The sequence below is a fragment of the Bacillus sp. FSL K6-0073 genome (assembly GCF_038006085.1).
Classification (GTDB): domain Bacteria; phylum Bacillota; class Bacilli; order Bacillales; family Bacillaceae_G; genus Bacillus_A; species Bacillus_A cereus.
The window spans coordinates 3,832,601-3,857,954 of the sequence record NZ_JBBOUN010000001.1 but is presented as its reverse complement, the minus strand read 5'-3'; the positions used below and the strand labels follow the sequence as shown (position 1 = coordinate 3,857,954).

Genomic DNA, 25,354 nt, shown 5'->3' with positions numbered 1-25,354 from the left:
TAGGAGGTGAAATAGGATGGCTTTAACACAAGAGCGTAAAAATGAAATCATTGCACAATTTAGAACTCATGAGACTGATACTGGTTCTCCAGAGGTTCAAATTGCTGTCCTAACGGAGCAAATTAACACTCTAAACGAGCACTTACGTACTCACAAGAAAGATCATCATTCACGTCGTGGTCTATTAAAGATGGTTGGTAAACGTCGTAACTTACTAACTTACCTTCGTAATAGCGATATCACACGTTACCGTGAATTAATCACAAAGCTTGGCTTACGTCGATAGTCAAAGAAGCGGGAATATTCCCGCTTTTTTGTTAGGTAAAAATATATCTTCTACGCTTTATAGCTTACTTAATTTTAGGCAATACTAGAGGTAGAATATTGTGATATACTATCCATTTACATAGAAGAATTGAATACTTTAAATTGAGAGGGGTACTTAAATGAGTCAAGAAAAGCAAGTCTTCTCGATAGATTTAGCTGGTCGCCAGCTAACAGTTGAAACTGGTCAGCTTGCAAAACAAGCGAACGGAGCAGTATTAGTAAGATATGGCGATACAGCGGTTCTATCTACAGCAACTGCATCAAAAGAAGCAAAAAATGTAGATTTCTTCCCACTTACAGTAAACTATGAAGAGCGTTTATATGCAGTCGGAAAAATTCCTGGCGGTTTCATTAAACGTGAAGGTCGTCCAAGTGAAAAAGCAATTTTGGCAAGTCGTTTAATCGACCGTCCAATCCGTCCACTTTTCGCAGATGGTTTCCGTAACGAAGTACAAGTTGTCAGCATCGTAATGAGTGTTGATCAAGATTGTTCTTCTGAAATGGCAGCTATGCTTGGTTCTTCATTAGCGTTATCGATTTCAGATATTCCATTTGAAGGTCCAATCGCGGGTGCAACAGTTGGTCGTATTAACGGCGAATTCGTTATCAACCCAACAGTAGAACAGCAAGAACAAAGTGATATTCACCTTGTTGTAGCTGGTACGAAAGATGCAATTAACATGGTTGAAGCAGGAGCAGATCAAGTGCCTGAGGAAACAATGTTAGAAGCAATTATGTTTGGTCATGACGAAATTAAACGTCTAATTGCATTCCAAGAAGAGATTGTACAAGCTGTAGGTAAAGAGAAATCAGAAGTGAAACTTTATGAAGTTGACGCTGATCTTAACCAAGCTGTACGTGAAATGGCTGAAGAAGATATGCATTCAGCAATTCAAGTACATGAGAAACATGCACGTGAAGATGCAATTAACGAAGTGAAAAAGCGTGTTATTGAGCATTACGAAGCGCAGGAAGCTGACGCTGATACATTAGGACAAGTAAATGAGATTTTATATAAAATTGTAAAAGAAGAAGTACGTCGTCTTATTACAGTTGAAAAAATCCGCCCAGATGGCCGTAAAGGTGACGAAATCCGTCCATTAGCATCAGAGGTTGGCATTTTATCTCGTACACACGGTTCTGGTTTGTTCACTCGTGGACAAACACAAGCATTAAGTATTTGTACATTAGGTGCATTAGGCGATGTGCAAATTTTAGATGGTCTTGGTGTAGAAGAATCAAAACGCTTTATGCACCATTACAATTTCCCATCATTTAGTGTTGGTGAAACTAGACCAATGCGTGGACCAGGTCGTCGTGAAATCGGTCACGGTGCACTAGGAGAACGCGCACTTGAGCCTGTAATTCCATCTGAAAAAGATTTCCCATACACAGTACGTCTTGTATCTGAAGTTTTAGAATCAAATGGTTCTACTTCACAAGCAAGTATTTGTGGTAGTACTTTAGCAATGATGGATGCTGGTGTTCCACTTAAAGCTCCAGTTGCAGGTATTGCAATGGGTCTAGTTAAAACTGGTGAGCATTACACAATTTTATCTGATATTCAAGGTATGGAAGATCATTTAGGTGATATGGACTTTAAAGTAGCAGGTACAGCACAAGGTGTAACTGCACTACAAATGGACATTAAAATTGATGGTCTATCTCGTGAGATTTTAGAAGAGGCATTACAACAAGCGAAAGTTGGTCGTGTGCACATTCTAAATCATATGTTATCTGTTATTCCAGAGCCACGCACTGAATTATCAGCGTACGCTCCAAAGATTATTACAATGACAATTAATCCAGATAAAATCCGTGACGTTATCGGACCGAGCGGTAAACAAATCAATAAAATTATTGAAGAAACTGGCGTTAAAATTGACATCGAGCAAGATGGCACAGTATTCATTTCTTCAATAAACCAAGAAATGAACGACAAAGCTAAGAAAATTATCGAAGATATCGTTCGCGAAGTACAAGTAGGTGAAATCTACGAAGGAAAAGTGAAACGTGTTGAGAAATTCGGTGCTTTCGTTGAATTATTCAGCGGTAAAGATGGATTAGTTCACATTTCTGAACTTGCACTTGAGCGTGTAGGTAAAGTAGAAGACGTTGTAAAAATCGGTGACGTAATTACGGTTAAAGTTATCGAGATTGACAAGCAAGGTCGTGTTAATCTATCTAGAAAAGTATTGCTAAAAGAAGAGCAAGAAAAAGAAGCTGCTAAAGAAGAAAACAAACAAGAGCAGCAATAAGCGAAAGCCAGTTTAACTGGCTTTTTTTGTTATGTAAAAATATGATTTATATATATTTTTATGTCAGTATAGGTATAGTTTTCATTATAACGCTCAAATTAACAAAGATAAGAAGAAAAATGTTTTTTTATATAGTTAATTTGGGAGGGTTTATATGAAAGTTCGTATATTGGCATACATATGTATATTTTCTTTATATGTCAGTTTAGGCTCTTATTCTGTTTTTGCACAGGATAACTTATATGAAGAAATTCAAAAGCATGCAAAACAATATGAGATTGCACCTCAAAATGCGATGATTGATAAGATATGGAAAGCAACACCAGGATATAATGGAAGACAAGTTGATATGGAAGCATCCTATAACAATATGAAGAAGCTAAAGGAATTTGATCAAAAACACCTTGAATTTAAGGAAGTATCACCGAGTGTCCACTTAGAAGATTTATCACCTGCTCCAATTTATAGGGGGCATCCGAATAAAAAGATGGTGGGATTAACAATAAATGTGGCATGGGGAAACGAGTATTTGCCTCGTATATTAGAAATATTGAAAAAGCATGATGTGAAGGCGACTTTCTTTTTAGAAGGACGTTGGGTGAAAGAAAATTTACGATTTGCAAAAATGATTGTCGATGCAAATCAAGAAGTCGGAAATCATTCTTATACGCACCCTAATATGAAAACGCTATCGTCTGATGAAATACGAGAGCAGTTACAAAAAACAAATCGAATGATTGAAGCTGCTACGAATCAAAAGGTGAGATGGTTTGCCCCGCCGAGTGGAAGTTTTCGGGATGAAGTCGTGAAAATCGCTGATGATTTCCAAATGGGAACGATTATGTGGACTGTCGATACAATCGATTGGAAGCGACCTGAGCCAGATGTACTATTGCAGAGAGTAATGAGAAAAATACACCCAGGTGCTATCGTATTAATGCATCCTACTTCGTCAACGGCAGAAGCATTAGATACAATGATTAAAAAATTGAAGGAACAAGGATATAAAGTAGGGAATATAACAGAATTACTGGATGAAAAACGTGTGGATTAAATACATTTGCATGACATTCATCCTTAAACTTGTTATCATTAAATAATAGCACTTATTTAGAGAAACTGGCAGTAGGAGGAAAGTTTTTGATTAAAAAATATACTTGTAAAAATGGTGTAAGAATAGTTATGGAGAATATACCAACTGTAAGATCGGTTGCGATTGGTATTTGGATCCATGCGGGATCAAGAAATGAAAATGAAAAAAATAACGGGATTTCTCACTTTTTAGAGCATATGTTCTTTAAAGGGACAGAAACACGTAGTGCACGCGAAATTGCAGAATCATTTGATAGTATTGGTGGGCAAGTGAATGCTTTTACTTCAAAAGAGTACACTTGTTACTATGCAAAAGTGCTAGATGAACATGCTAAATATGCTTTAGATGTATTAGCTGACATGTTCTTTAATTCAACATTTGATGAAGAAGAATTGAAAAAAGAGAAGAATGTCGTATGTGAAGAAATTAAAATGTACGAAGATGCTCCAGACGATATTGTGCATGATATGTTAACGAAAGCAACATATGAAACGCATCCGCTTGGATATCCTATTTTAGGAACAGAAGAAACACTTGATACGTTTACAGGTGATACGCTACGCCAATATATTAAGGATCATTATACACCTGAAAATGTAGTTGTTTCAGTTGCAGGAAATATTGATGAAGCCTTCTTACAAACGGTAGAGCAATATTTCGGTAGTTATGAAGGAACAACAAACCGTGAACAAGTACATAGTCCAATTTTCCATTTTAACAAAGTAGCACGTAAAAAGGAAACAGAACAAGCTCATTTATGTTTAGGATATAAAGGCTTACAAATGGGACACGAAGATATTTATAACTTAATTGTATTAAATAACGTTTTAGGCGGTAGTATGAGTAGCCGTTTATTCCAAGAAGTACGTGAGCAACGTGGGTTAGCTTACTCAGTATTTTCTTACCATTCTTCTTATGAAGATACAGGTATGTTAACACTGTATGGTGGAACAGGTAGTCAACAATTAGATACACTGTATGAAACAATGCAAGAAACATTAGAAACATTGAAAAATACAGGTATTACAGAAAAAGAGCTTATTAATAGTAAAGAGCAATTAAAAGGAAACTTAATGTTAAGTTTAGAAAGTACGAATAGTCGTATGAGCCGTAATGGTAAAAATGAATTGCTACTTCGTAAGCATCGTTCACTTGATGAGATTATCGAAAGTGTAAACACTGTAACAAAAGAAAATGTAGATGGGTTAATTCGTAACATGTTTACAGATGAATTCTCTGCAGCATTAATTAGTCCAGATGGAAAACTTCCAAAAGGAATAAAACTATAATCAACTTTTACGATGTATCTGAAAATAACCTTCTCTCTTTTTAAATGAGAGAAGGTTATTTTTTTTATACATATAGAATAGGTACTAATTATAGACAATGCAAATGAAAAATTTAGTAGGGGAGTGGAGTGAGTATGCGATTAAGTGAATTAAGCGGTAAAGAGGTTGTAGATATAGAAAAAGCGGAAAAAATGGGAGCCTTAGGTTATATGGATTTAGAGATTAATGAGAAAGACGGACAAATACAAACACTTATAATACCTGTAGGGAAGTGGGGAGGTTTTAAAAAGGAACCACAAGAAGTAAGAGTGGCATGGAGTCAAATAAAGAAAGTCGGACACGATATGCTTCTTTGTGATAGTATAGATCGTTCAAATTCGGAGTGAAGGATGGCCATTTTGGTCATCTTTTTTTGTATCTACATAGAAACCTGATAAATCATATGTGCATTTGGATTTTCAATCACCATAAACTCGTACATTACATATGATGTGGAGGAAAAAGAAAAAGTAGGCACTTTTCTTATAAATGACAGAAAAAGAAGGTGAATTAGGGAATGTTGACTGAGATGCATATTGCTGTCATAGGAGGAGATGCAAGGCAGCTAGAAATAATTCGTAAGCTAGTTGAATTGGATGCGAAACTTTCTTTGATAGGTTTTGATCAGTTAGATCATGGTTTCACAGGGGCAGCAAAAGAAAGTATACAAAATTTAGATTTCACTTCTGTAGACGCAATTATTTTGCCGGTTGCCGGTACAAATGCCAAAGGAGAAGTAGATACTATTTTTTCAAATGAAAAAGTTTCAATAACGAAAGAACAAATTGAAAATACACCAGAACACTTTACTATATATTCAGGTATTGGTACACCTTACTTGGAAAATCTCGTATCTACTACGAATCGAAAACTTGTTAAATTATTTGATCGTGATGATGTAGCAATATACAATTCTATTCCAACGGTAGAAGGTACATTAATGATGGTAATTCAACATACCGACTATACAATTCATGGGTCCAATGTAATGGTTCTAGGATTTGGGAGAACAGGAATGAGTGTTGCGAGAGCATTTCAATCATTAGGAGCCCATGTCAAAGTTGGAGCAAGACGATCTGAACATATTGCACGTATTACAGAAATGATGTTTTCTCCTTTTCATATGCAAGACATAGAGAAAGAAGTAGGAAATATCGATATTGTAATTAATACGATTCCGCATCTCGTTGTAACAGCGAATGTTATTGCAAAAATGCCAGCTCATACGTTAGTGATTGATTTAGCTTCTAAACCAGGCGGTACTGACTTTAGATATGCGGAAAAAAGAGGAGTCAAAGCATTGCTAGCACCTGGATTACCAGGTATTGTTGCCCCAAAAACGGCTGGGCAAATTTTAGCAAATGTTCTTTCTCAGTTATTAGCAGCAGATGCAATTGCAAAGGAGGAGGAAAAGAAATGAGTTTGAAGGGGAAACGAATTGGTTTCGGATTTACAGGTTCACATTGTACGTACGAAGAAGTAATGCCTCATTTAGAAAAATTAATTGCTGAGGGAGCAGAAGTACGTCCTGTTGTTTCTTACAATGTTCAATCAACAAATACTAGATTTGGAGAGGGAGCAGAGTGGATTAAGAAGATTGAAGAAATAACAGGTTTTAAAGCAATTAATTCAATCGTTGGTGCAGAACCACTAGGACCTAAAATTCCACTAGATTGTATGGTAATTGCACCACTAACAGGGAATTCTATGAGTAAATTTGCAAATGCAATGACAGACTCTCCAGTATTAATGGCAGCGAAAGCGACGTTAAGAAATGGCAAGCCTGTCGTATTGGCTGTTTCGACGAATGATGCTCTAGGGCTTAATGGAGTAAATCTCATGCGCCTAATGGCAACAAAAAACATCTACTTCGTCCCATTCGGCCAAGATGCACCAGAGAAAAAACCGAACTCAATGGTAGCTCGCATGGAGCTGCTGGAAGATACAGTGTTAGAAGCGCTGCAAGGGAAGCAATTGCAACCGGTTGTCGTAGAAAAATTCAGATATATGAATTAAAAAACGAAAAAAAACGGACAATTTTTGATGAAACCATCATTCTTACTGTAGAATATGATAAAATTAACGTTATTAAGATCAGAAGGGGTATTGTATACTCCTTCTGATTCTAAGTTATAGAAGGATTGGTATCTAGAAAGGGGCATAGTGATGGAAAAGCAAAAAACTTTTCATGTCGCTGTAGTTGGAGCAACCGGCGCAGTTGGTGAACAAATGTTAAATACTTTAGAGAAACGAGAATTTCCAATCGGGAAATTAACGTTACTTTCATCTAAACGATCTGCAGGTAAGAAACTTGTATTTAAAGGCGAAGAATTTACAGTTCAAGAGGCAACTCCTGAAAGCTTTGAAGGAGTAGATATCGCACTATTTAGTGCTGGTGGATCTGTATCGAAACAATTAGCGCCAGAAGCAGCAAAACGCGGTGCGATTGTTGTTGATAATACAAGTGCATTCCGTATGACAGAAAACGTGCCACTTGTTGTACCTGAAGTAAATGAAAACGACTTAAAAGAACATAATGGTATTATTGCAAATCCAAACTGTTCTACAATTCAAATGGTAGTAGCTCTTGAGCCAGTTCGTCAGCAATATGGTTTAAAACGAGTAATCGTTTCCACATATCAAGCTGTATCAGGTGCTGGTGCGGCAGCTATTGAAGAACTGCATGAACAATCACAAGCAATCTTAAATGGCGAAGAAGTTAAGGCAAATGTTCTTCCTGTATCAGGTGATAAGAAGCATTTCCCAATTGCTTTTAATGCGATTCCACAGATTGATAAATTCCAAGATAATGGATTTACGTTTGAAGAAATGAAAATGATTAACGAAACGAAAAAAATTATGCATATGCCTGAATTAGAAGTAGCGGCAACATGTGTACGTTTACCAGTTGTATCAGGACACTCTGAGTCTGTTTACATCGAAGTAGAAAAAGAAGGCGTAACAGTAGCAGAATTAAAGAGCTTACTTGCAAATGCGGAAGGTATTGTTCTGCAAGATAATCCAGAAGAGCAGTTATATCCAATGCCAGCTACTGCAGTAGGTAAAAACGAAGTATTCGTTGGAAGAATCCGTAAAGATTTAAATAACGATAAAGGATTCCATCTTTGGGTCGTATCTGATAACTTATTAAAAGGCGCTGCATGGAATTCTGTTCAAATTGCAGAGCGCTTAGTAAAATTACAATTAGTGTAAACGGCTAAGAGAAGGTGCAAAATATGAAAATAATTGTTCAAAAATTTGGTGGCACATCAGTACGTGATGACAATGGACGTAAGCATGCGCTTCATCATATAAAAAAATCATTAGCTGCTGGTTATAAAGTAGTTACTGTCGTATCTGCTATGGGCCGTAAAGGTGAACCATATGCAACGGATACGTTATTAAGTCTTGTAAATCAAGAGGAATCTACTATTTCTAAACGTGAGCAAGATTTATTATTATCATGCGGAGAGTTAATCTCTGCAATTGTTTTCTCTAATATGTTGAATGAGAACGGTATAAAAGCAGCAGCATTAAATGGTGCACAAGCTGGTTTTGTAACGAATGATGACTTTACGAATGCAAAGATTATTGAAATGAATTGCGATCGTATACATGAAGAGTTAGAAAATGTAGATGTAATCGTCGTTACAGGATTTCAAGGGCAAACGAAAAAAGGTGATACGACAACACTTGGACGCGGAGGTAGTGATACTTCAGCTTCAGCATTAGGTGTTGCACTTCATGCTGAATATATCGATATATTCACTGATGTAGAAGGTGTTATGACTGCGGATCCTCGTATTGTAAAAGATGCACGTCATCTTCAAACTGTAACGTATAACGAAATTTGTAACATGGCTTATCAAGGTGCGAAAGTCGTTCATCCACGTGCAGTTGAAATTGCGATGCATGCAAAAGTGCCACTTCGTGTACGTTCTACGTATTCTGAAAGTGAAGGTACTCTTATTGCAGCATACGATGGTGCTACAAAAGGGCAGGATGTAGAAGAACGTCCTGTTACAGGTATTGCCCACGTATCGAACGTAACGCAAATTAAAGTACTTGCAAAAGAAACGGCATACGACATACAGCAGCATGTATTTAAAGAAATGGCAAACGAAGGCATTAGTGTTGATTTAATTAACATTTCTCCTACTGGTGTAGCTTACACAGTAAATGATAATGTATCAGCTCGTGCTGTCGAAGTGCTAAAACAACTTGGATATGAGCCAATTGTGACAGAACATTGTGCGAAAGTATCTATCGTTGGAGCTGGAATGGCAGGCATCCCAGGGGTTACTGCAAAAATCGTTACAGCTTTAGCGGAAAAAGGTATTCAAATCCTGCAATCGGCAGATAGTCATACAACAATTTGGGTTCTTGTAAAAGAAACTGATTTAGTGGAGGCTGTAAATGCATTACATAGTGCGTTTGAGCTTTCAAAAGAAAAGCAACTGGAACAATAAGGAGTGAGACCATGATAGATTTTGGGACAATTGCAACCGCGATGGTAACACCGTTTGATATAAACGGGAATATCGATTTTGCAAAGACAACGAAATTGGTAAATTATTTAATTGATAACGGTACAACAGCAATCGTGGTAGGAGGAACGACAGGAGAATCTCCTACATTAACTTCAGAAGAGAAAGTAGCGTTATATCGCCATGTCGTATCTGTTGTCGATAAAAGAGTGCCCGTAATCGCTGGAACAGGTAGCAATAATACGCATGCTTCTATTGACTTAACTAAAAAGGCAACAGAAGTTGGTGTGGATGCAGTAATGCTAGTAGCACCGTATTATAACAAACCGAGTCAAGAAGGAATGTATCAGCATTTTAAAGCAATTGCTGAAAGTACGCCGCTTCCGGTTATGCTATATAACGTTCCAGGACGATCTATTGTACAAATCTCCGTTGATACAGTTGTTCGTTTATCAGAAATAGAAAACATTGTTGCTATTAAAGATGCCGGCGGCGATGTGTTAACAATGACAGAAATCATTGAAAAAACAGCGGACGACTTTGCGGTATACAGCGGTGATGACGGTTTAACGTTACCAGCTATGGCAGTTGGAGCGAAAGGTATCGTTTCGGTAGCATCTCATGTTATCGGAAACGAAATGCAAGAAATGATTACAGCATTTCAAGCAGGAGAATTTAAGAAGGCACAAAAATTACATCAATTACTTGTAAGAGTAACTGATTCATTATTTATGGCGCCAAGTCCAACTCCAGTAAAAACAGCGTTACAAATGGTTGGATTAGATGTGGGCTCTGTACGTTTACCACTTCTTCCATTAACAGAAGAAGAAAGAGTAACGTTACAATCTGTAATGCAATCTATCCCTCGTTAATAAAAAATGACCTAGTGTAGAACTAGGTCATTTTTTATTATATGCAAATCTTTTCCTCTTTTTCTCACCTATATGTGTTTTTATAAGAACATTAATCGCTTCTTCATTATGTGTATAAGAAAATAATCGTACCCCTTTAACTGAGTCAAAAAATGATAGATATTATGGAATGAACGCAATAAACTACGGTGTCTGTTTTTAGAGAAATTCCCTCAAATGTGACGTAATTCATAAAAAAACTCCATTTTGTAAGTGTTTTTGTTGGATTCTAGAAAAATAAATCTTGAAACTCCCTATTATGAAATGAATTTAGCGTATGTATGGCTAGTTCTTCAAAATAATATGGAGTATAAAATCGAAGTAAATATAAAGGAAATACGTTCGATACTTTTGTTGTCATTCCGTTCTTTTACTCTTTCTTTCGCACGATTTAACTTGTGTTCTATTTCTTGTATCAGGTATAATATGGCTAAGTAGCTTAGTACGGGTATGCTTAGCAAAATTGGGAAAAATTATAATTTAATTAAATTTTCATATCATATCGAATAAGATATTTGATTTATATAATGAAAGAGAGGTGAAACCTGGTTTAAAAAATAAACAAGGACATGATATCGCATAACGGTAAGGACATTCGTCTTGGACGGTGAAAATATGGTGGTTGTAGAGTTTCCCCTGGTGTCTCTGCAATTTTAGTGAAATCAGTGTTTGCAAGATTTTTAAACCAGGCAACAACATGAAGAGAAAAGAGAATGAGTCTGTTAAAGTATTTGCTCTTGGTGGAGTAGGTGAAATCGGGAAAAACATGTACTGTGTTGAAATTGATTCTGAAATCTTTATCGTAGATGCAGGGTTAATGTTCCCGGGAGATGAAATGTTTGGAATTGATATCGTTATTCCTGATATTACATATTTAGTGGAAAATCAAGAGCGAGTAAAAGGTTTATTTATTACTCACGGTCATGAAGATCATATTGGTGGAATTGTGTATGTACTTCGTAAATTATCTATTCCAGTCTATGCAACGAAATTAACAGTAGGACTTATACAAGAAAAACTTGGTGAAGCGGGCATGTTAGGCCGTGTAGACCTAAAAACAATCGATTCAAATTCAACAGTAGAATTTAACACTACAACGGTGTCATTCTTCGGAACGACACATAGTATTCCGGACTCTGTTGGCGTTTGTTTCCATACATCAAAAGGTGCAGTCGTATATACGGGAGACTTTAAATTCGATCAAACTCCAATTGGAAATAGTGGAGCAGACCTTGGGAAAATGGCGCAAATCGGAAATGAAGGCGTACTTTGCTTATTATCTGATAGTACAAACGCAGAGCGCCCAGGTTATACAGGTTCAGAAAAAGAAGTTGGTGTAGAAATCTCTAAAGTGTTCTACGGCGCAGAAGGTCGTATTATCGTTGCTTCATTTGCATCGAATGTACATCGTATTCAACAAGTATTTGATGCAGCTGCTGAAACAGGGCGAAAAGTAGCGGTAGTAGGACGTAGTATGGTGAAAGTAGTAGATATTGCAAGACGTCTTGGTTATTTAGATGTTCCAGAAGGTATGGTTATTTCATTACAAGAAGTAGACAACTTCCCAGAGAAAAAGGTAGCTATTTTAACGACAGGTAGTCAAGGTGAACCGATGGCTGCTCTATCAAGAATGGCAAAACAAGCACATAAACAAATTTCAATTCGTAAAGGTGATACTGTTATCATTGCTGCTTCGCCAATTCCGGGTAATGAAATATCTGTATCAAAAATTATTGATTTGTTATTTAGAGCTGGAGCTGAAGTTGTTTATTACGGCGAAAGAAAAGTTCACGTTTCAGGTCACGGTAGCCAAGAAGAATTAAAATTAATGTTAAATTTAATGAAACCGAAGTACTTTGTACCCGTACATGGTGAGTTCCGTATGCAAAAAGCACATGCATATTTAGCTGAAGATGTAGGTATTACAAGAGAAAATATCTTTATCGTAGAAAAAGGCGATGTAATTGCTTTTGGTGACGATGAAGCGAACTTAGTCGGTAAAGTACAAGCTGGTAATGTTTTAATTGATGGATTAGGTGTAGGTGACGTTGGTAATATCGTTCTTCGAGATAGAAAGATGTTATCTCAAGATGGAATACTAGTAGTTGTTGTAACGCTTGGTAAAGATGAAAAGAAAATTATCTCTGGTCCAGAAATCATTTCACGTGGCTTCGTATATGTTCGTGAATCAGAAGCGTTAATTGAACGATCTACAGAGATTGTACGTATGATTGTTGAGCAGTCAATTAAAGAATATTCAATTGAATGGTCAATGTTAAAACAAAATATTCGTGAATTATTAGGGCAGTTCTTGTACGAAGAGACAAAGAGAAAACCTATGATTTTACCGATTATTATGGAAGTATAAAAAGGATCACCCTTATGGGTGATTTTTTTTCTTTTTAACCCTATCGAATGAAATTTATAACTTAAGAAATAATAGTTATATACGAGTGAAAGGGGATGCGAAATGACAGAACGTGATCGATATACAAATGAAGAAAAAGAAGCTGAGCCAAAAGAAGTTGGAAAAGAGGCTTCAATAGTTGAAAAAATTCAACAGCTTGGACAGACAAATGTACCACAGATGAATGAATCACGTATTCATTGTTTAACGATTATCGGACAAGTGGAAGGTCATGTTCAATTACCACCGCAAAATAAAACAACAAAATATGAGCATATCATTCCGCAAATTGTTGCGATTGAACAAAATCCGAAAATTGAAGGTTTGCTTTTAATATTAAATACGGTTGGAGGTGACGTTGAAGCTGGGCTAGCAATTTCTGAAATGGTAGCTTCACTTTCAAAACCAACAGTATCTCTAGTTTTAGGCGGGGGGCATTCCATCGGTGTACCGATTGCTGTTTCTACTGACTATTCGTTTATTGCGGAAACTGCGACGATGACAATTCATCCAATTCGTTTAACAGGTCTTGTCATAGGTGTGCCACAAACATTTGAGTATTTGGATAAGATGCAAGAAAGAGTCATTCGTTTTGTGACGAAGCACTCGAAAGTAACAGAAGATCGTTTTAAAGAGCTTATGTTTGCGAAAGGAAATTTAACGCGAGATATTGGGACGAATGTAATTGGTGGCGATGCAGTAAAGTACGGTCTTATAGATGATGTCGGCGGTATTGGAAATGCGATTCGAAAATTAAACGAATTAATAGATGTTCGCGCGGAAGATAGTACAGAAGGGACAATGCTACAATGATTTTATATACAATTATGCCAGAGCAACTTGTGTATCCGGCCGATTATTCACAATGTGAAAGTCAAAAAGTTGTAAATATAAATGGTGTGGAATTAATGGTTTCTGAAGAGGAACATGGATGTTATTCTATTGTACGTGTGCTAAGTACGGACCCACTTCACTATTTAGAGTTTGAGCCCGGTCAGAAAATAACCTTTTAGCAAAAAGAAGGATTTTGTTTAGAAGCTATGGTATAATATAAAAAACAAGACGGTTGAGCAGCCATGAGTAGGCTGCTTTCTTCTGTTTATTTAGCATTTTACAAGAAGTGTAAAAATAGAAGATATAAAGACCTGAAAAATAGAGAAAACAGACATATAAATAGAGCATTTTGAGGGGAGCTTTACTTATATGTAGAACACGAGGTGAAGAAATGGCAAAACAAAAGCAAAGAGGGACGAAGGCAAAGGCAAGACGTACGATAAAGCCAACTTTGTATTATGAAATCGTCGGTTTAACTCTTTTTGCACTTTCAATCATTACGATTTTACAGCTAGGCGTTGTAGGGAAATCGTTTGTGTTATTTTTTCGCTTCTTCTTTGGTGAGTGGTACATAATTGGTGTGTTAGGTGTAATAGCTTTATCGGTTTCCTTTGTTATAAAACGCGGATGGCCGAACCTTTTAAATAAACGATTAATTGGATTTTATTTAATTGTATTGGCGATATTAATGTTTAGTCATATTACATTATTTAACCTTCTTACAAAAGATGGAGCAGTGCAAAATACTTCTGTTATTGTGAGTACGAAAGATAACTTCTTTCTTGAAATGAAAAAGGGGCCAGATAGCGTTCATTTAGGTGGTGGTATGTTTGGTGCGCTTATGTTCGCAACATGTTACTTCTTATTTGACGAAGTAGGAGCTTATATCATTGGTATTATTCTAGTTATTCTCGGTATACTTTGTATAACAAATAAGCATATTGGAGAAGTGTTAGCTCCAGTTGGTAGAATTCTTAGAAGTCAGTTTCAAGTGATGCAAGGGGATTATAAAGATTGGAGAGCCAAAAGAACGGCTGAACAAACAGAAAAGAAAAAAACAACAAGAAGCACAAGAAGCAAACGTGCTGCAGAACAAGAAGAAATTATTGAGCCGATGGAAGAAATCTCAATTGATCCTCCGATTATTTCGAATTTCACTGAGAATTATCCTGTAAATGAAGAAGAGGATAAACGAATCGAAGTAGAGCAAGAAGATTTAATCACTTCACCGTTTATTGAAGAGACTCCGCCAATTGAAGAACCAAAGAAAAAGCGTGGAGAAAAAATTGTTGAATCGTTAGAGAGTGAAGCGCAAGCACCTCCTATGCAATTTTCAAATGTAGAAAATAAAGATTACAAGCTTCCTTCACTTGATATATTAAAATTTCCAAAGAATAAGCAAGTTACAAATGAAAATGCGGAAATTTATGAGAATGCTCGTAAATTAGAACGTACATTCCAAAGTTTCGGAGTGAAAGCGAAAGTAACAAAAGTACATAGAGGTCCTGCAGTTACAAAATATGAAGTGTATCCTGATATGGGGGTAAAGGTAAGCAAAATTGTCAGTTTAAGTGATGATTTAGCCCTTGCTTTAGCTGCAAAGGACATTCGTATTGAAGCGCCAATTCCCGGGAAATCAGCTGTAGGGATCGAAGTTCCGAACTCAGAAGTTTCGATGGTAACGCTGAGGGAAGTTCTTGATTCTAAGGCTAATAATCATCCGGAAGAGAAGTTGTTAATTGGTCTTGGCCGAGATATTACAGGTGAAGCTGTATTAGCCCGTCTAAATAAAATGCCCCATTTACTCGTAGCTGGTGCGACAGGTAGCGGGAAAAGTGTATGTATTAACGGTATTATTGTTAGTATTTTAATGCGTGCAAAACCACATGAAGTAAAATTAATGATGATTGACCCGAAAATGGTAGAGTTAAATGTATATAACGGTGTGCCTCATTTGTTAACGCCAGTTGTAACTGATCCGAAAAAAGCATCGCAAGCATTGAAAAAAGTTGTGAGTGAAATGGAACGTCGTTATGAATTGTTTGCTCATAGTGGTACACGTAACATTGAAGGATACAACGATTATATAAAAGAGCATAATAGTCAATCAGAAGCGAAACAACCCGAATTACCTTATATTGTAGTAATTGTGGACGAGTTAGCAGATTTAATGATGGTTGCTTCGTCTGATGTAGAGGATGCGATTATGCGTCTAGCGCAAATGGCTCGTGCTGCTGGTATTCATTTAATTATTGCAACGCAACGTCCGTCAGTTGACGTTATTACGGGTGTTATTAAAGCAAATATTCCATCACGTATTGCATTCGCTGTATCTTCTCAAACAGATTCTCGTACAATTCTTGACGGTGGTGGTGCAGAGAAGCTACTAGGTCGTGGAGACATGCTGTTTATACCAATTGGTGCATCGAAACCTGTACGTGTACAAGGCGCATTTTTATCAGATGATGAAGTTGAGAGAGTTGTAGAATATGTTATTGGACAGCAAAAAGCACAATATCAAGAAGATATGATTCCGCAAGATGTTCCTGATACGAAGCAGGAAGTAGAAGATGAATTATATGATGAAGCGGTTCAACTTGTAGTGGAAATGCAAACAGCATCTGTTTCTATGTTACAACGTAGGTTTAGAGTAGGTTATACGCGAGCTGCTCGCCTAATTGATGCAATGGAAATGAATGGTGTAGTAGGTCCGTATGAAGGTAGTAAACCGAGAGAAGTGCTCATTAATGATGTACAAGAAAAAAGTTCTTAAAAAAAGCCTAATTGTTTTTACAATTAGGCTTTTTTATATAGTGTTTTTGTTATATACTATACTCAGTAATAAAGAAAGGGCTTACATTTAGGGTCGCTCTTTAGAATACGAATACTTTGAGTATGTTTTATGTAAATGTTCGATATTTAATGCAGAAAAATGTTAGATTTTGTTGACACGTATGAGAGCAAGTGGTAAGATTACTTCGAAAAGAATCACTGCCTCATATAATCTTGGAGATAAGGTCCATAAGTTTCTACCTGGCAACCATGAATTGCTAGACTATGAGGGGAAAAGTGTGTAACAAAGGATGTAAAGGATCTTTGTGCCGAACTTTTTCTCGAAATGAGGAATGTTTATGGTGCAAAGTTTTTTTTATGCAATAAAGAGTGAAAATTTTATTTAAAAAAATTATTATTATTTATTCGACAATTATACTTATTTTGGTGGATAGTCATTTGTACTATGTTGTAAGTTGAAAAAAGAGAAAAGAAGTCTTACATCAGAGGTCGAATAATTGAAATGCGGGGGAGTCTTATGTCAGTAAAATCCGATAGTCGTCACCTATATCTACGGGTGATTGATCACATCAAAGAAAAAATTAAAGATGGGGCGTATAAAGAACGACAAAAGTTACCATCAGAGTTTGATTTAGCGAAAGAACTTGGCGTAAGTAGAGCGACTTTAAGGGAAGCGTTGCGTATTTTAGAAGAAGAAAATGTTGTCATTCGTAGACATGGTGTAGGGACATTTGTAAATGCAAAGCCATTATTTTCTTCTGGAATAGAACAACTTTCTAGTATTACAGATATGATTTCTAGTGTGGGGAAAACACCAGGAACAATCTTTTTATCATCATCTACTACAACTTTAACAGAAGAGGAAAAAGAGAAGTTTAATAGTGAAGATGGTTTTAATGCAGTGATGATTGAACGCGTGCGTACAGCAGATGGGGAACCTGTTGTGTATTGTATCGATAAACTTGCAAAAGAAATATTGCCAGATTTATCGGGTTACAATGAGGAATCATTATTAACGGTGATACATAATAACACACATAAGCGCATAACATATGCGGTTGCTCACATTGAGCCAATTGGCTATCACCCTAAAATTTCACCGATTTTAGAATGTGAGCCTGAAACAGCACTGCTTGTATTAAAACAAATGCACTATGATCAAAATGATGAGCCAATCTTATATTCTATCAATTACTTTAGAGCTGATAAATTTAGCTTCCACGTATTAAGAAAGCGTATGTAGGTAAATTCCTTTTTAGGGAGGTGACAGCAAGAAGTAAGGAACAGCAGCGTAAGAATAAATATATATCATTTTTGGAGGGGTTTCTAGTATGAAGAAAAAAGCAGGCCTTTTATTATCATTAACATTAGCAGCAAGTACAGTTTTAGGTGCATGTGGTAACTCGGATAAGGCGAGCAGTGACAAGAAAGACACGAAAGACAATAAAGACTTCAAGGTTGGTCTCGTAACGGATGTTGGGGGCGTTGATGATAAGTCATTTAACCAATCTTCTTGGGAAGGGTTACAAAAGTTTGGTAAAGATAATGGTTTAAAAGAAAAGACAAATTATCGTTACCTTCAGTCTGAAAAAGAAGCTGATTATATTCCAAATTTAAAAAAATTCTCGAAAGATAAATATGATTTAACATTCGGAATTGGTTATAAATTAGAGGGTGCAATTAAAGAAGTAGCAAAAGAATCGTCAAAACAACAATTTGCAATCGTAGATACTGTTGTAGATGCACCGAACGTAACGAGCATTACGTTTAAAGATCATGAAGGATCATTCCTTGTAGGTGCGGTAGCAGCTATGTCAACAAAATCAAATAAAGTAGGATTTGTTGGTGGAATGAAAAGTGATTTAATTAGTAAATTTGAAAATGGATTTAAAGCTGGTGCAAAGGCAGTAAATCCAAACATTGAAATCGTATCTGAATATGCAGAAGCATTCGATAAGCCTGAAAAAGGTACAGTTCTTGCTTCAGCAATGTATGGTCAAGGCGTAGACGTAATTTATCATGCTGCTGGTGGTACAGGTAACGGTGTGTTCACAGAAGCGAAAAACCGTAAGAAAAAAGGTGAAAATGTTTGGGTAATCGGTGTTGACCGTGACCAACATCAAGAAGGTATGCCTGAAAATGTAACATTAACTTCAATGATTAAACGTGTTGATGTAGCAGTAGAAAAAGTAGCTAAAGAAGCAAAAGATGGGAATTTAAAAGGTGGGAAAATTGAAGAGTTTGGCTTAAAAGATGACGGTATTGGTATTTCAAAAACAACTGATAACGTGAAAAAAGTTAACCCTGAAATTTTAACAAAAGTAGAAGAGCTTGAAAAGAAAATTACAGCCGGTGAAATTAAAGTGCCAGCTACAGATAAAGAGTATAAAGAATACGAAGCTTCTCTAAAAAAATAAATAGAGAAATAGCAAAGGTTAGTTCATAGAACTAACCTTTGTATGTATAAAACTTCCGAATTGCTTAATAAGTTAATAGTGTAATAGGGAATGTTCCCTGTTAAAAGGAGGAACACAATGGAATACGTAATTGAGATGAATAACATTACGAAAGTATTCCCAGGCATTGTAGCGAATGATGATATTACGCTGCAAGTAAAGCAGGGTGAGATACATGCTTTACTTGGAGAAAATGGTGCAGGGAAATCCACATTGATGAATGTACTATTTGGTTTGTACCAACCAGAGCAGGGTGAAATTAAAATTAAAGGTAAACCTGTAAAAATCACAAATCCGAATATAGCAAATGACCTTGGTATTGGAATGGTCCATCAACACTTTATGCTTGTTCATAATTTTACAGTTACAGAGAATATTATTCTCGGAAATGAACCGAAGAAAAAAGGGAAAATTGCTGTTGAGGATGCTGCTAAAGAAATTCAAAAACTGTCTGAACAATATGGTTTGGCTGTAGATCCATATGCGAAAATACAGGATATTTCAGTTGGTATGCAACAGCGTGTTGAGATTTTGAAAACTCTTTACCGCGGTGCAGAAATTTTAATATTTGATGAACCGACAGCTGTGTTAACACCACAAGAAATTCATGAGCTAATTCAAATTATGAAAAAGCTTGTACAAGAAGGAAAATCTATTGTTCTTATTACACATAAGTTGAAAGAAATTATGGAAGTTTGCGATCGTTGTACGATTATTCGTAAAGGAAAAGGGATTGGAACGGTTGACGTTGCAAATACGGATGAAAATAAACTTGCAGAATTAATGGTCGGACGTCAAGTGAATTTTAAAACAGAAAAAATAGACGCGAAGCCAAAAGAAGAGGTACTTTCAATTGCAAACCTTGTTGTTCACGATGCACGTCAACTACCTGCTGTAAAAGGCCTTGACTTAACTGTTCGTGCGGGGGAAATTGTTGGGATTGCAGGGATTGATGGAAACGGACAAAGTGAATTAATAGAAGCGATTACTGGTTTACGAAAAGTTGAGTCAGGTTCTATTGCAATTAAAGGAAAAGAAATAACAAATTGGCCTGTTAGAAGAATAACAGAAGAAGGAATTGGTCATATTCCAGAAGATCGTCATAAACACGGACTCGTTCTTGATTTTTCTGTTAGAGATAATATAGTTCTTCAAACGTACTATAAAAATCCGTTTTCAAAGAAAGGGATTTTAAATTTCAGCAAAATTACAGAAAAAGCAAAGGCTCTTATTGAACAGTTTGATGTACGTACACCTAGTGAGCAAACGTTAGCACGCGCTCTATCTGGGGGGAATCAACAAAAAGCAATTATTGCACGTGAAGTAGACCGAAATCCAGATTTATTAATTGCGGCACAGCCAACACGTGGTTTAGATGTAGGAGCAATTGAATTTATTCATAAGAGATTAATAGAGCAAAGGGATAAAGGAAAAGGTGTATTACTTTTATCATTAGAGTTAGATGAAATCTTAAATGTTAGCGATCGAATTGCTGTTATTTATGAAGGGGAAATTGTAGCAATAGTTGATGCGAAAGAAACGAATGAACAACAGCTTGGATTGTTAATGGCTGGAGGAACAAAGAAGGAGCAGGTGGGTACAAATGGCTAAAAAGCTTTTAACAGAACGAACGATAAATATTTTAGTCCCAGTACTATCCGTTATTTTCGGCTTACTTGTAGGAGCGATTGTAATGCTAGTTAGTGGCTATGATCCAATTGTTGGTTATAGTGCACTTTGGACAGGAATGTTCGGCAGCGCAAGTGCGATTGGTGAAACGCTCCGTACAATGATACCGCTTATTCTTGCTGGCTTATCGGTGGCGTTTGCATTTCGTACAGGTTTATTTAATATCGGGGTAGAGGGTCAATTGTTAGTTGGTTGGCTTGCAGCGGTTTGGTTCGGTTATGCAGTCTCACTACCAGCGTTCCTTCATATTCCATTATCGATTTTATTTGCCGCATTGGTGGGCGGAATTTGGGGCTTCATTCCGGGATATTTAAAAGGGAAGTTTCAAGTGAATGAAGTTATTGTAACTATTATGATGAACTATATTGCGTTGTATGTAACGTATGACATCATTAAGCGTTTCTTACATGCGGGTAATGACAAAACGTATGATATTAAAGAGAGTGCGTCACTATCTTCAGACTGGCTTGCTTCTATTACTGATGGTTCACGTCTACACTGGGGAATTATTGTAGCAATTTTAATCGCTATTTTAATGTGGTTCTTATTAGATCGAACAACTTTAGGTTACGAATTAAAGTCTGTAGGATTTAATCAGCATGCTTCTCAATATGCAGGTATGAAAGTTTCTCGTAATGTAGTATTCTCTATGACAATTGCTGGTGCATTTGCGGGGATTGGTGGAGCGATGGAAGGATTAGGGACATTCCAGAGTATGACAGCGATGTCTTCGTTTACAGGAGTAGGATTTGATGGGATTGCCGTAGCATTACTTGGAGGGAATAATCCGTTTGGTATAATCCTTTCAGCTTTATTATTTGGTGGTTTGAAAAGTGCTTCCCCTCAAATGAACTTTGAGGCAGATGTACCGTCAGAGCTTATTAATGTAATTATTGCATGTATCATCTTCTTTGTTGCATGTAGTTATGTGTTAAGATGGGCGCTTACACGCATGAGCAAGGAGGGGAAATAAATGAGCTTTTTAGATATATTAGCCATTCTTGTGACGGGTACGTTATATACATCGGCACCTATCATTTTCACAGCACTAGGTGGTGTATTTAGTGAACGATCGGGTGTTGTAAATATCGGATTAGAAGGACTAATGCTATTTGGTGCATTTATTGGAGTTGTTACAAACTTATTGATGGGTGATACTTGGGGAACGATGACTCCATGGATTGCGTTATTATTTGCGGCAATTGGTAGTGGATTATTTGCATTACTTCATGCGGTAGCTTCTATTACATTCCGAGCAGATCAAGTTGTAAGTGGTGTAGCCATTAACTTCTTATCTCTTGGTTTAACAGTATTTGCAATTAAGAAGATTTTTGATAAAGGGCAGACTGACTTTATTCAGTATCGTATTGAAAAGATTGATATTCCAGGCCTTTCGGATATTCCGGTTTTAGGGAAAATATTTTTCTCGAACGTACCAATAACGTCGTATATTGCCATTATTTTAGCATTCGTTGTTTGGTATGTTATTTATAAAACACCGTTCGGTCTTCGTCTACGTGCTGTTGGTGAACACCCAATGGCAGCGGATACGATGGGGATTAATGTATATAAAATGCGTTATATTGGAGTCTGTATTTCAGGAGTGTTTGCTGGAATTGGTGGAGCGATTTTTGCAATGTCAATTTCTAATAACTTCTCAGGGGCAACTATTACAGGACAAGGTTTCTTAGCTTTAGCTGCTATGATTTTTGGGAAGTGGAATCCACTAGGCGCATTAGGTGCAGCTCTATTCTTTGGTTTTGCGCAATCTCTAAGTGTAACGGGCGGAACAATTCCTGTATTAGATCAAATTCCAAGTGTTTTATTAACGATATTACCATATGTATTCACAATATTAGCGCTTGTTGGTTTTGTAGGTCGTTCTGAAGCTCCGAAAGCATTAGGAACTCCTTATGAAAAAGGAAAACGATAAGTATTTTATAAGTATAAAAAAGCTCGCACATTAGTGTGGGCTTTTTTACATAGAATATATTTAATACGGAATTTTACTATGTTCCTTACATATTAAAGTTTTTAGAAAGAATCATATGTAAGCATAATAAGGGAGAAAAGTTGATTTTTTATTTCTAAAAACTGTATATTGAAGAGGAATATTCCTATATACGTAAAGGAGGGCTATAAATGAAACTAATGGAACAACAACTACATGAGTTAGATGGTTTGCGCGTACATATTATTCCGACTGATAAATATAAAACGAATACCTTTGTATTTCGTTTTAAAGCGCCTTTAAATGAGGAGACGGTGACAGAGCGTGCCCTATTGCCATACGTATTGCAAAGTGCGACAGAAAAATTACCTTCTGTAATTCGTCTTCGTCAATATTTAGAAGAATTATACGGATCTTCTTTAGCGGTAGATGTAAGTAAAAAAGGGGAAGACCATATTATCTCCATTTATGTAGACATTGCAAATGAATTTTACTTACATGATGCACCACCGTTATTTGAAAAAGCGCTTTCTATGTTGTCAGATATTGTGTTACATCCAGCAACGGAGGGCAACGGTTTCCTATCTTCTATCGTAGAAAGTGAAAAAAGAGCACTGTTACAGAGAATTGAAGCTACTTATGACGATAAAATGCGTTATGCAAACGAGCGTTTAATTGAAGAAATGTGCAAAGTAGAACCGTATCGTTTAAGTGCAAATGGAAAAAAAGAGAGTGTTATGTCTATTACAAATGAAAGTCTGTATCAATATTATCAAAAGGTGTTAGCGGAAGATGAAATGGATCTATATATTATTGGGGATATTTCAGAAAACGCCGTTGATCTTGTAAGTAAGTATTTTTCTATTTCAGCTCGTCCAGTGAGAGAAAGAAATGTACTCCTTCATAGACGAAATAATGAAGAAAAAGAAGTTGTTGAAAAACAAGAATTAAAACAAAGTAAATTACACATCGGTTATCGTACATTTGTCACATATAAAGATGAAGATTATTTTGCATTGCAATTGTTCAATGGATTGTTTGGTGGCTTTTCTCATTCGAAGTTATTCGTAAATGTGCGTGAAAAAAATAGTTTAGCGTACTATGCAGCATCGCGCTTTGAAAGTCATAAAGGTTTATTATTTGTTATGTCAGGAATTGAAGCGAAAAATTATGAAAAAGCAGTTGAGATTATTAAAGAACAAATGCTTGCGATGCAAAACGGAGAGTTTTCTGAAGAAGAAATACATCAAACAAAAAGTGTCATCCAAAATCAAATATTAGAGGCAATTGATACACCACGTGGCTTTGTAGAAATGCTATATCATGGTATTATTTCAGATCGTACACGTCCAGTTGAAGAATGGCTTACAGGTATAGAAAGTGTGACAAAAGAAGAAATTGTAAAAATTGCTAAAAATATTGAACTAGATACAATTTACTTTTTACAAGGAACGGAGGGAGAGTAAATGGAGAAAATTGTTTATGAGCAATTAAAAGAAACACTCTATTATGAAAAACTTCCTAACGGATTAGATGTATATGTTTTACCGAAACAAGGATTTAATAAAACATTTGCGACGTTTACGACGAAATATGGTTCTGTAGATAATACATTTGTACCATTAGGGAAAGAAGAAATGATTCGTGTGCCAGATGGGATTGCACATTTTCTTGAGCATAAATTATTTGAAAAAGAAGATCACGATGCTTTCCAATTGTTTAGTAAACAAGGAGCATCGGCAAATGCTTTTACATCCTTCACACGAACAGCTTACCTTTTTTCAGGTACTTCAAACGTAGAACAAAATTTAAATACATTGCTAAACTTCGTACAAGAGCCCTATTTCTCTGAAAAAACGGTTGAAAAAGAGAAGGGGATTATTGGGCAAGAAATTCAAATGTATCAAGATAACCCAGATTGGCGTTTGTACTTTGGGTTAATTGATAGCTTATTTGTAAAACACCCAATTAAAATTGATATTGCGGGGACAATCGAATCTATTAGTAAAATTACGAAAGATTTATTATATGAATGTTATGAAACATTTTATCATCCGAGCAATATGTTATTATTTGTTGTGGGTGCAATTGATCCAGAGAAAACAATGGATTTAGTACGTGAAAATCAAGCGAAAAAAGATTATAAAAACCAGCCAGAAATTGTGCGTTCATTTGAAGAAGAACCAAATGAGGTAAATGAAAAGAAAAAAATTATTTCAATGCCTGTGCAAACGCCGAAATGTTTAGTTGGTATTAAAGCGACTAATTTAAAAGAAAAGGGGCAAGCACTTTTAAAACAAGAAATTGCGCTTACGTTACTTTTAGATTATTTATTTGGAAAAAGTTCGGTTCATTACGAAGCTTTATATAATGAAGGACTTATTGATGATTCATTCTCGTATGACTATACAGAAGAAAATAACTTCGGTTTTGCAATGGTTGGTGGTGATACGAAACAACCTGATGAATTGGCAGATCGTTTAAAAGATATTTTATTAAAAACAGATTATGATCAATTAGATGCGGCGGCATTAGAACGAGTGAAGAAAAAGAAAATTGGTGGTTTTTTACGCTCTTTAAATTCACCAGAATATATTGCAAATCAATTTACACGATACGCGTTTAATGAATCTAGCCTATTTGATGCATTGACTGTATTAGAAGGACTAACCGTTCAAGACTTACAAGAAGTAGCGGGATTATTGTTATCAGAAGAAAAAATGAGTGTTTGTCAGGTGTTACCGAAAAAATAAAATTTTAAAGATACCCTCATCTTATCATTGAAAAATTGTAAGATGAGGGTATTATTTAGTTGTGTGA

The 25,354-nt window shown here is 36.1% G+C and carries 21 protein-coding genes and 1 riboswitch; all 21 genes read left to right on the top strand.

Annotated elements, in window-relative coordinates; translation table 11 throughout:
- Positions 1-16: 16 nt before the first annotated feature.
- Positions 17-286 (top strand): 30S ribosomal protein S15, encoded by a 270-nt coding sequence (gene rpsO / locus MHB52_RS19815; RefSeq protein WP_001229392.1) that lies wholly within the window; start codon positions 17-19, stop codon positions 284-286.
- A 160-nt stretch (positions 287-446) separates the two neighbouring features.
- Complete coding sequence (gene pnp, locus MHB52_RS19810; RefSeq protein ID WP_000076737.1) at positions 447-2,585, top strand: polyribonucleotide nucleotidyltransferase; 2,139 nt, start codon at positions 447-449, stop codon at positions 2,583-2,585.
- A 154-nt stretch (positions 2,586-2,739) separates the two neighbouring features.
- The gene (locus MHB52_RS19805; RefSeq protein WP_000868232.1) at positions 2,740-3,639 is read left to right on the top strand and encodes a polysaccharide deacetylase family protein; all 900 of its coding nucleotides are present in this window, start codon (positions 2,740-2,742) and stop codon (positions 3,637-3,639) included.
- An 86-nt stretch (positions 3,640-3,725) separates the two neighbouring features.
- The gene (locus tag MHB52_RS19800) at positions 3,726-4,967 is read left to right on the top strand and encodes a M16 family metallopeptidase (protein ID WP_000592989.1); all 1,242 of its coding nucleotides are present in this window, start codon (positions 3,726-3,728) and stop codon (positions 4,965-4,967) included.
- 134 nt (positions 4,968-5,101) lie between these two features.
- The gene (locus MHB52_RS19795; RefSeq protein WP_001239756.1) at positions 5,102-5,353 is read left to right on the top strand and encodes a YlmC/YmxH family sporulation protein; all 252 of its coding nucleotides are present in this window, start codon (positions 5,102-5,104) and stop codon (positions 5,351-5,353) included.
- Between the two features lie 170 nt (positions 5,354-5,523).
- Positions 5,524-6,426, top strand: a complete 903-nt coding sequence (gene dpaA / locus MHB52_RS19790; protein WP_061663127.1) for a dipicolinic acid synthetase subunit A — start codon at positions 5,524-5,526, stop codon at positions 6,424-6,426.
- Positions 6,423-7,022: a dipicolinate synthase subunit B gene (dpaB, locus tag MHB52_RS19785; protein WP_061663128.1), complete on the top strand. Its 600-nt coding sequence runs from the start codon at positions 6,423-6,425 to the stop codon at positions 7,020-7,022. The genes dpaA and dpaB overlap by 4 nt, the downstream gene beginning before the upstream one ends.
- A gap of 150 nt (positions 7,023-7,172) precedes the next feature.
- Positions 7,173-8,219 carry an aspartate-semialdehyde dehydrogenase gene (gene asd / locus MHB52_RS19780; protein ID WP_000414846.1) on the top strand — a complete coding sequence of 349 codons (1,047 nt, stop codon included), beginning with the start codon at positions 7,173-7,175 and terminating at the stop codon, positions 8,217-8,219.
- A 23-nt stretch (positions 8,220-8,242) separates the two neighbouring features.
- Complete coding sequence (dapG, locus tag MHB52_RS19775) at positions 8,243-9,475, top strand: aspartate kinase (protein ID WP_000692454.1); 1,233 nt, start codon at positions 8,243-8,245, stop codon at positions 9,473-9,475.
- An 11-nt stretch (positions 9,476-9,486) separates the two neighbouring features.
- Positions 9,487-10,365 carry a 4-hydroxy-tetrahydrodipicolinate synthase gene (gene dapA, locus MHB52_RS19770; protein ID WP_000564763.1) on the top strand — a complete coding sequence of 293 codons (879 nt, stop codon included), beginning with the start codon at positions 9,487-9,489 and terminating at the stop codon, positions 10,363-10,365.
- 736 nt (positions 10,366-11,101) lie between these two features.
- Positions 11,102-12,772 carry a ribonuclease J gene (locus MHB52_RS19765; RefSeq protein ID WP_000823096.1) on the top strand — a complete coding sequence of 557 codons (1,671 nt, stop codon included), beginning with the start codon at positions 11,102-11,104 and terminating at the stop codon, positions 12,770-12,772.
- 102 nt (positions 12,773-12,874) lie between these two features.
- On the top strand, positions 12,875-13,624 hold the full coding sequence (tepA, locus tag MHB52_RS19760) for a translocation-enhancing protein TepA (RefSeq protein WP_000139818.1): 750 nt from the start codon (positions 12,875-12,877) through the stop codon (positions 13,622-13,624).
- Positions 13,621-13,824, top strand: coding sequence for a YlzJ-like family protein (locus tag MHB52_RS19755; RefSeq protein ID WP_000605020.1), 204 nt, complete (start codon positions 13,621-13,623; stop codon positions 13,822-13,824). Before tepA ends, MHB52_RS19755 begins: the two co-directional genes overlap by 4 nt.
- Before the next feature lie 212 nt (positions 13,825-14,036).
- Complete coding sequence (locus MHB52_RS19750; protein ID WP_001118777.1) at positions 14,037-16,418, top strand: DNA translocase FtsK; 2,382 nt, start codon at positions 14,037-14,039, stop codon at positions 16,416-16,418.
- A gap of 203 nt (positions 16,419-16,621) precedes the next feature.
- A riboswitch (purine riboswitch) is annotated at positions 16,622-16,723 on the top strand.
- 232 nt (positions 16,724-16,955) lie between these two features.
- A complete protein-coding gene (locus MHB52_RS19745; RefSeq protein WP_000114182.1) occupies positions 16,956-17,681 on the top strand; it encodes a GntR family transcriptional regulator in 726 nt (241 codons plus the stop codon).
- An 88-nt stretch (positions 17,682-17,769) separates the two neighbouring features.
- Positions 17,770-18,855 (top strand): BMP family lipoprotein, encoded by a 1,086-nt coding sequence (locus MHB52_RS19740; protein WP_000725771.1) that lies wholly within the window; start codon positions 17,770-17,772, stop codon positions 18,853-18,855.
- Between the two features lie 117 nt (positions 18,856-18,972).
- On the top strand, positions 18,973-20,505 hold the full coding sequence (locus MHB52_RS19735; RefSeq protein ID WP_000456907.1) for an ABC transporter ATP-binding protein: 1,533 nt from the start codon (positions 18,973-18,975) through the stop codon (positions 20,503-20,505).
- Positions 20,498-21,556: an ABC transporter permease gene (locus MHB52_RS19730; protein WP_001085254.1), complete on the top strand. Its 1,059-nt coding sequence runs from the start codon at positions 20,498-20,500 to the stop codon at positions 21,554-21,556. Before MHB52_RS19735 ends, MHB52_RS19730 begins: the two co-directional genes overlap by 8 nt.
- Positions 21,557-22,516 carry an ABC transporter permease gene (locus MHB52_RS19725; RefSeq protein WP_000008857.1) on the top strand — a complete coding sequence of 320 codons (960 nt, stop codon included), beginning with the start codon at positions 21,557-21,559 and terminating at the stop codon, positions 22,514-22,516. It abuts the gene before it with no gap.
- Positions 22,517-22,725: 209 nt separating this feature from the next.
- Positions 22,726-24,000 (top strand): EF-P 5-aminopentanol modification-associated protein YfmF, encoded by a 1,275-nt coding sequence (yfmF, locus tag MHB52_RS19720; RefSeq protein ID WP_061663129.1) that lies wholly within the window; start codon positions 22,726-22,728, stop codon positions 23,998-24,000.
- Positions 24,001-25,287 (top strand): EF-P 5-aminopentanol modification-associated protein YfmH, encoded by a 1,287-nt coding sequence (gene yfmH / locus MHB52_RS19715; RefSeq protein ID WP_000411983.1) that lies wholly within the window; start codon positions 24,001-24,003, stop codon positions 25,285-25,287.
- Positions 25,288-25,354 lie beyond the last annotated feature (67 nt).

Coding starts and splice junctions, on each gene's coding strand:
- MHB52_RS19795 (WP_001239756.1), top strand. CDS start 5,102: ATGCGATTAAGTGAATTAAGCGGTAAAGAGGTTGTAGATATAGAAAAA.
- yfmH (WP_000411983.1), top strand. CDS start 24,001: ATGGAGAAAATTGTTTATGAGCAATTAAAAGAAACACTCTATTATGAA.
- asd (WP_000414846.1), top strand. CDS start 7,173: ATGGAAAAGCAAAAAACTTTTCATGTCGCTGTAGTTGGAGCAACCGGC.
- yfmF (WP_061663129.1), top strand. CDS start 22,726: ATGAAACTAATGGAACAACAACTACATGAGTTAGATGGTTTGCGCGTA.
- MHB52_RS19730 (WP_001085254.1), top strand. CDS start 20,498: ATGGCTAAAAAGCTTTTAACAGAACGAACGATAAATATTTTAGTCCCA.
- pnp (WP_000076737.1), top strand. CDS start 447: ATGAGTCAAGAAAAGCAAGTCTTCTCGATAGATTTAGCTGGTCGCCAG.
- dapA (WP_000564763.1), top strand. CDS start 9,487: ATGATAGATTTTGGGACAATTGCAACCGCGATGGTAACACCGTTTGAT.
- MHB52_RS19805 (WP_000868232.1), top strand. CDS start 2,740: ATGAAAGTTCGTATATTGGCATACATATGTATATTTTCTTTATATGTC.
- MHB52_RS19735 (WP_000456907.1), top strand. CDS start 18,973: ATGGAATACGTAATTGAGATGAATAACATTACGAAAGTATTCCCAGGC.
- rpsO (WP_001229392.1), top strand. CDS start 17: ATGGCTTTAACACAAGAGCGTAAAAATGAAATCATTGCACAATTTAGA.
- MHB52_RS19755 (WP_000605020.1), top strand. CDS start 13,621: ATGATTTTATATACAATTATGCCAGAGCAACTTGTGTATCCGGCCGAT.
- MHB52_RS19765 (WP_000823096.1), top strand. CDS start 11,102: ATGAAGAGAAAAGAGAATGAGTCTGTTAAAGTATTTGCTCTTGGTGGA.
- MHB52_RS19745 (WP_000114182.1), top strand. CDS start 16,956: ATGTCAGTAAAATCCGATAGTCGTCACCTATATCTACGGGTGATTGAT.
- dapG (WP_000692454.1), top strand. CDS start 8,243: ATGAAAATAATTGTTCAAAAATTTGGTGGCACATCAGTACGTGATGAC.
- dpaB (WP_061663128.1), top strand. CDS start 6,423: ATGAGTTTGAAGGGGAAACGAATTGGTTTCGGATTTACAGGTTCACAT.
- MHB52_RS19725 (WP_000008857.1), top strand. CDS start 21,557: ATGAGCTTTTTAGATATATTAGCCATTCTTGTGACGGGTACGTTATAT.
- tepA (WP_000139818.1), top strand. CDS start 12,875: ATGACAGAACGTGATCGATATACAAATGAAGAAAAAGAAGCTGAGCCA.
- MHB52_RS19740 (WP_000725771.1), top strand. CDS start 17,770: ATGAAGAAAAAAGCAGGCCTTTTATTATCATTAACATTAGCAGCAAGT.
- MHB52_RS19750 (WP_001118777.1), top strand. CDS start 14,037: ATGGCAAAACAAAAGCAAAGAGGGACGAAGGCAAAGGCAAGACGTACG.
- dpaA (WP_061663127.1), top strand. CDS start 5,524: ATGTTGACTGAGATGCATATTGCTGTCATAGGAGGAGATGCAAGGCAG.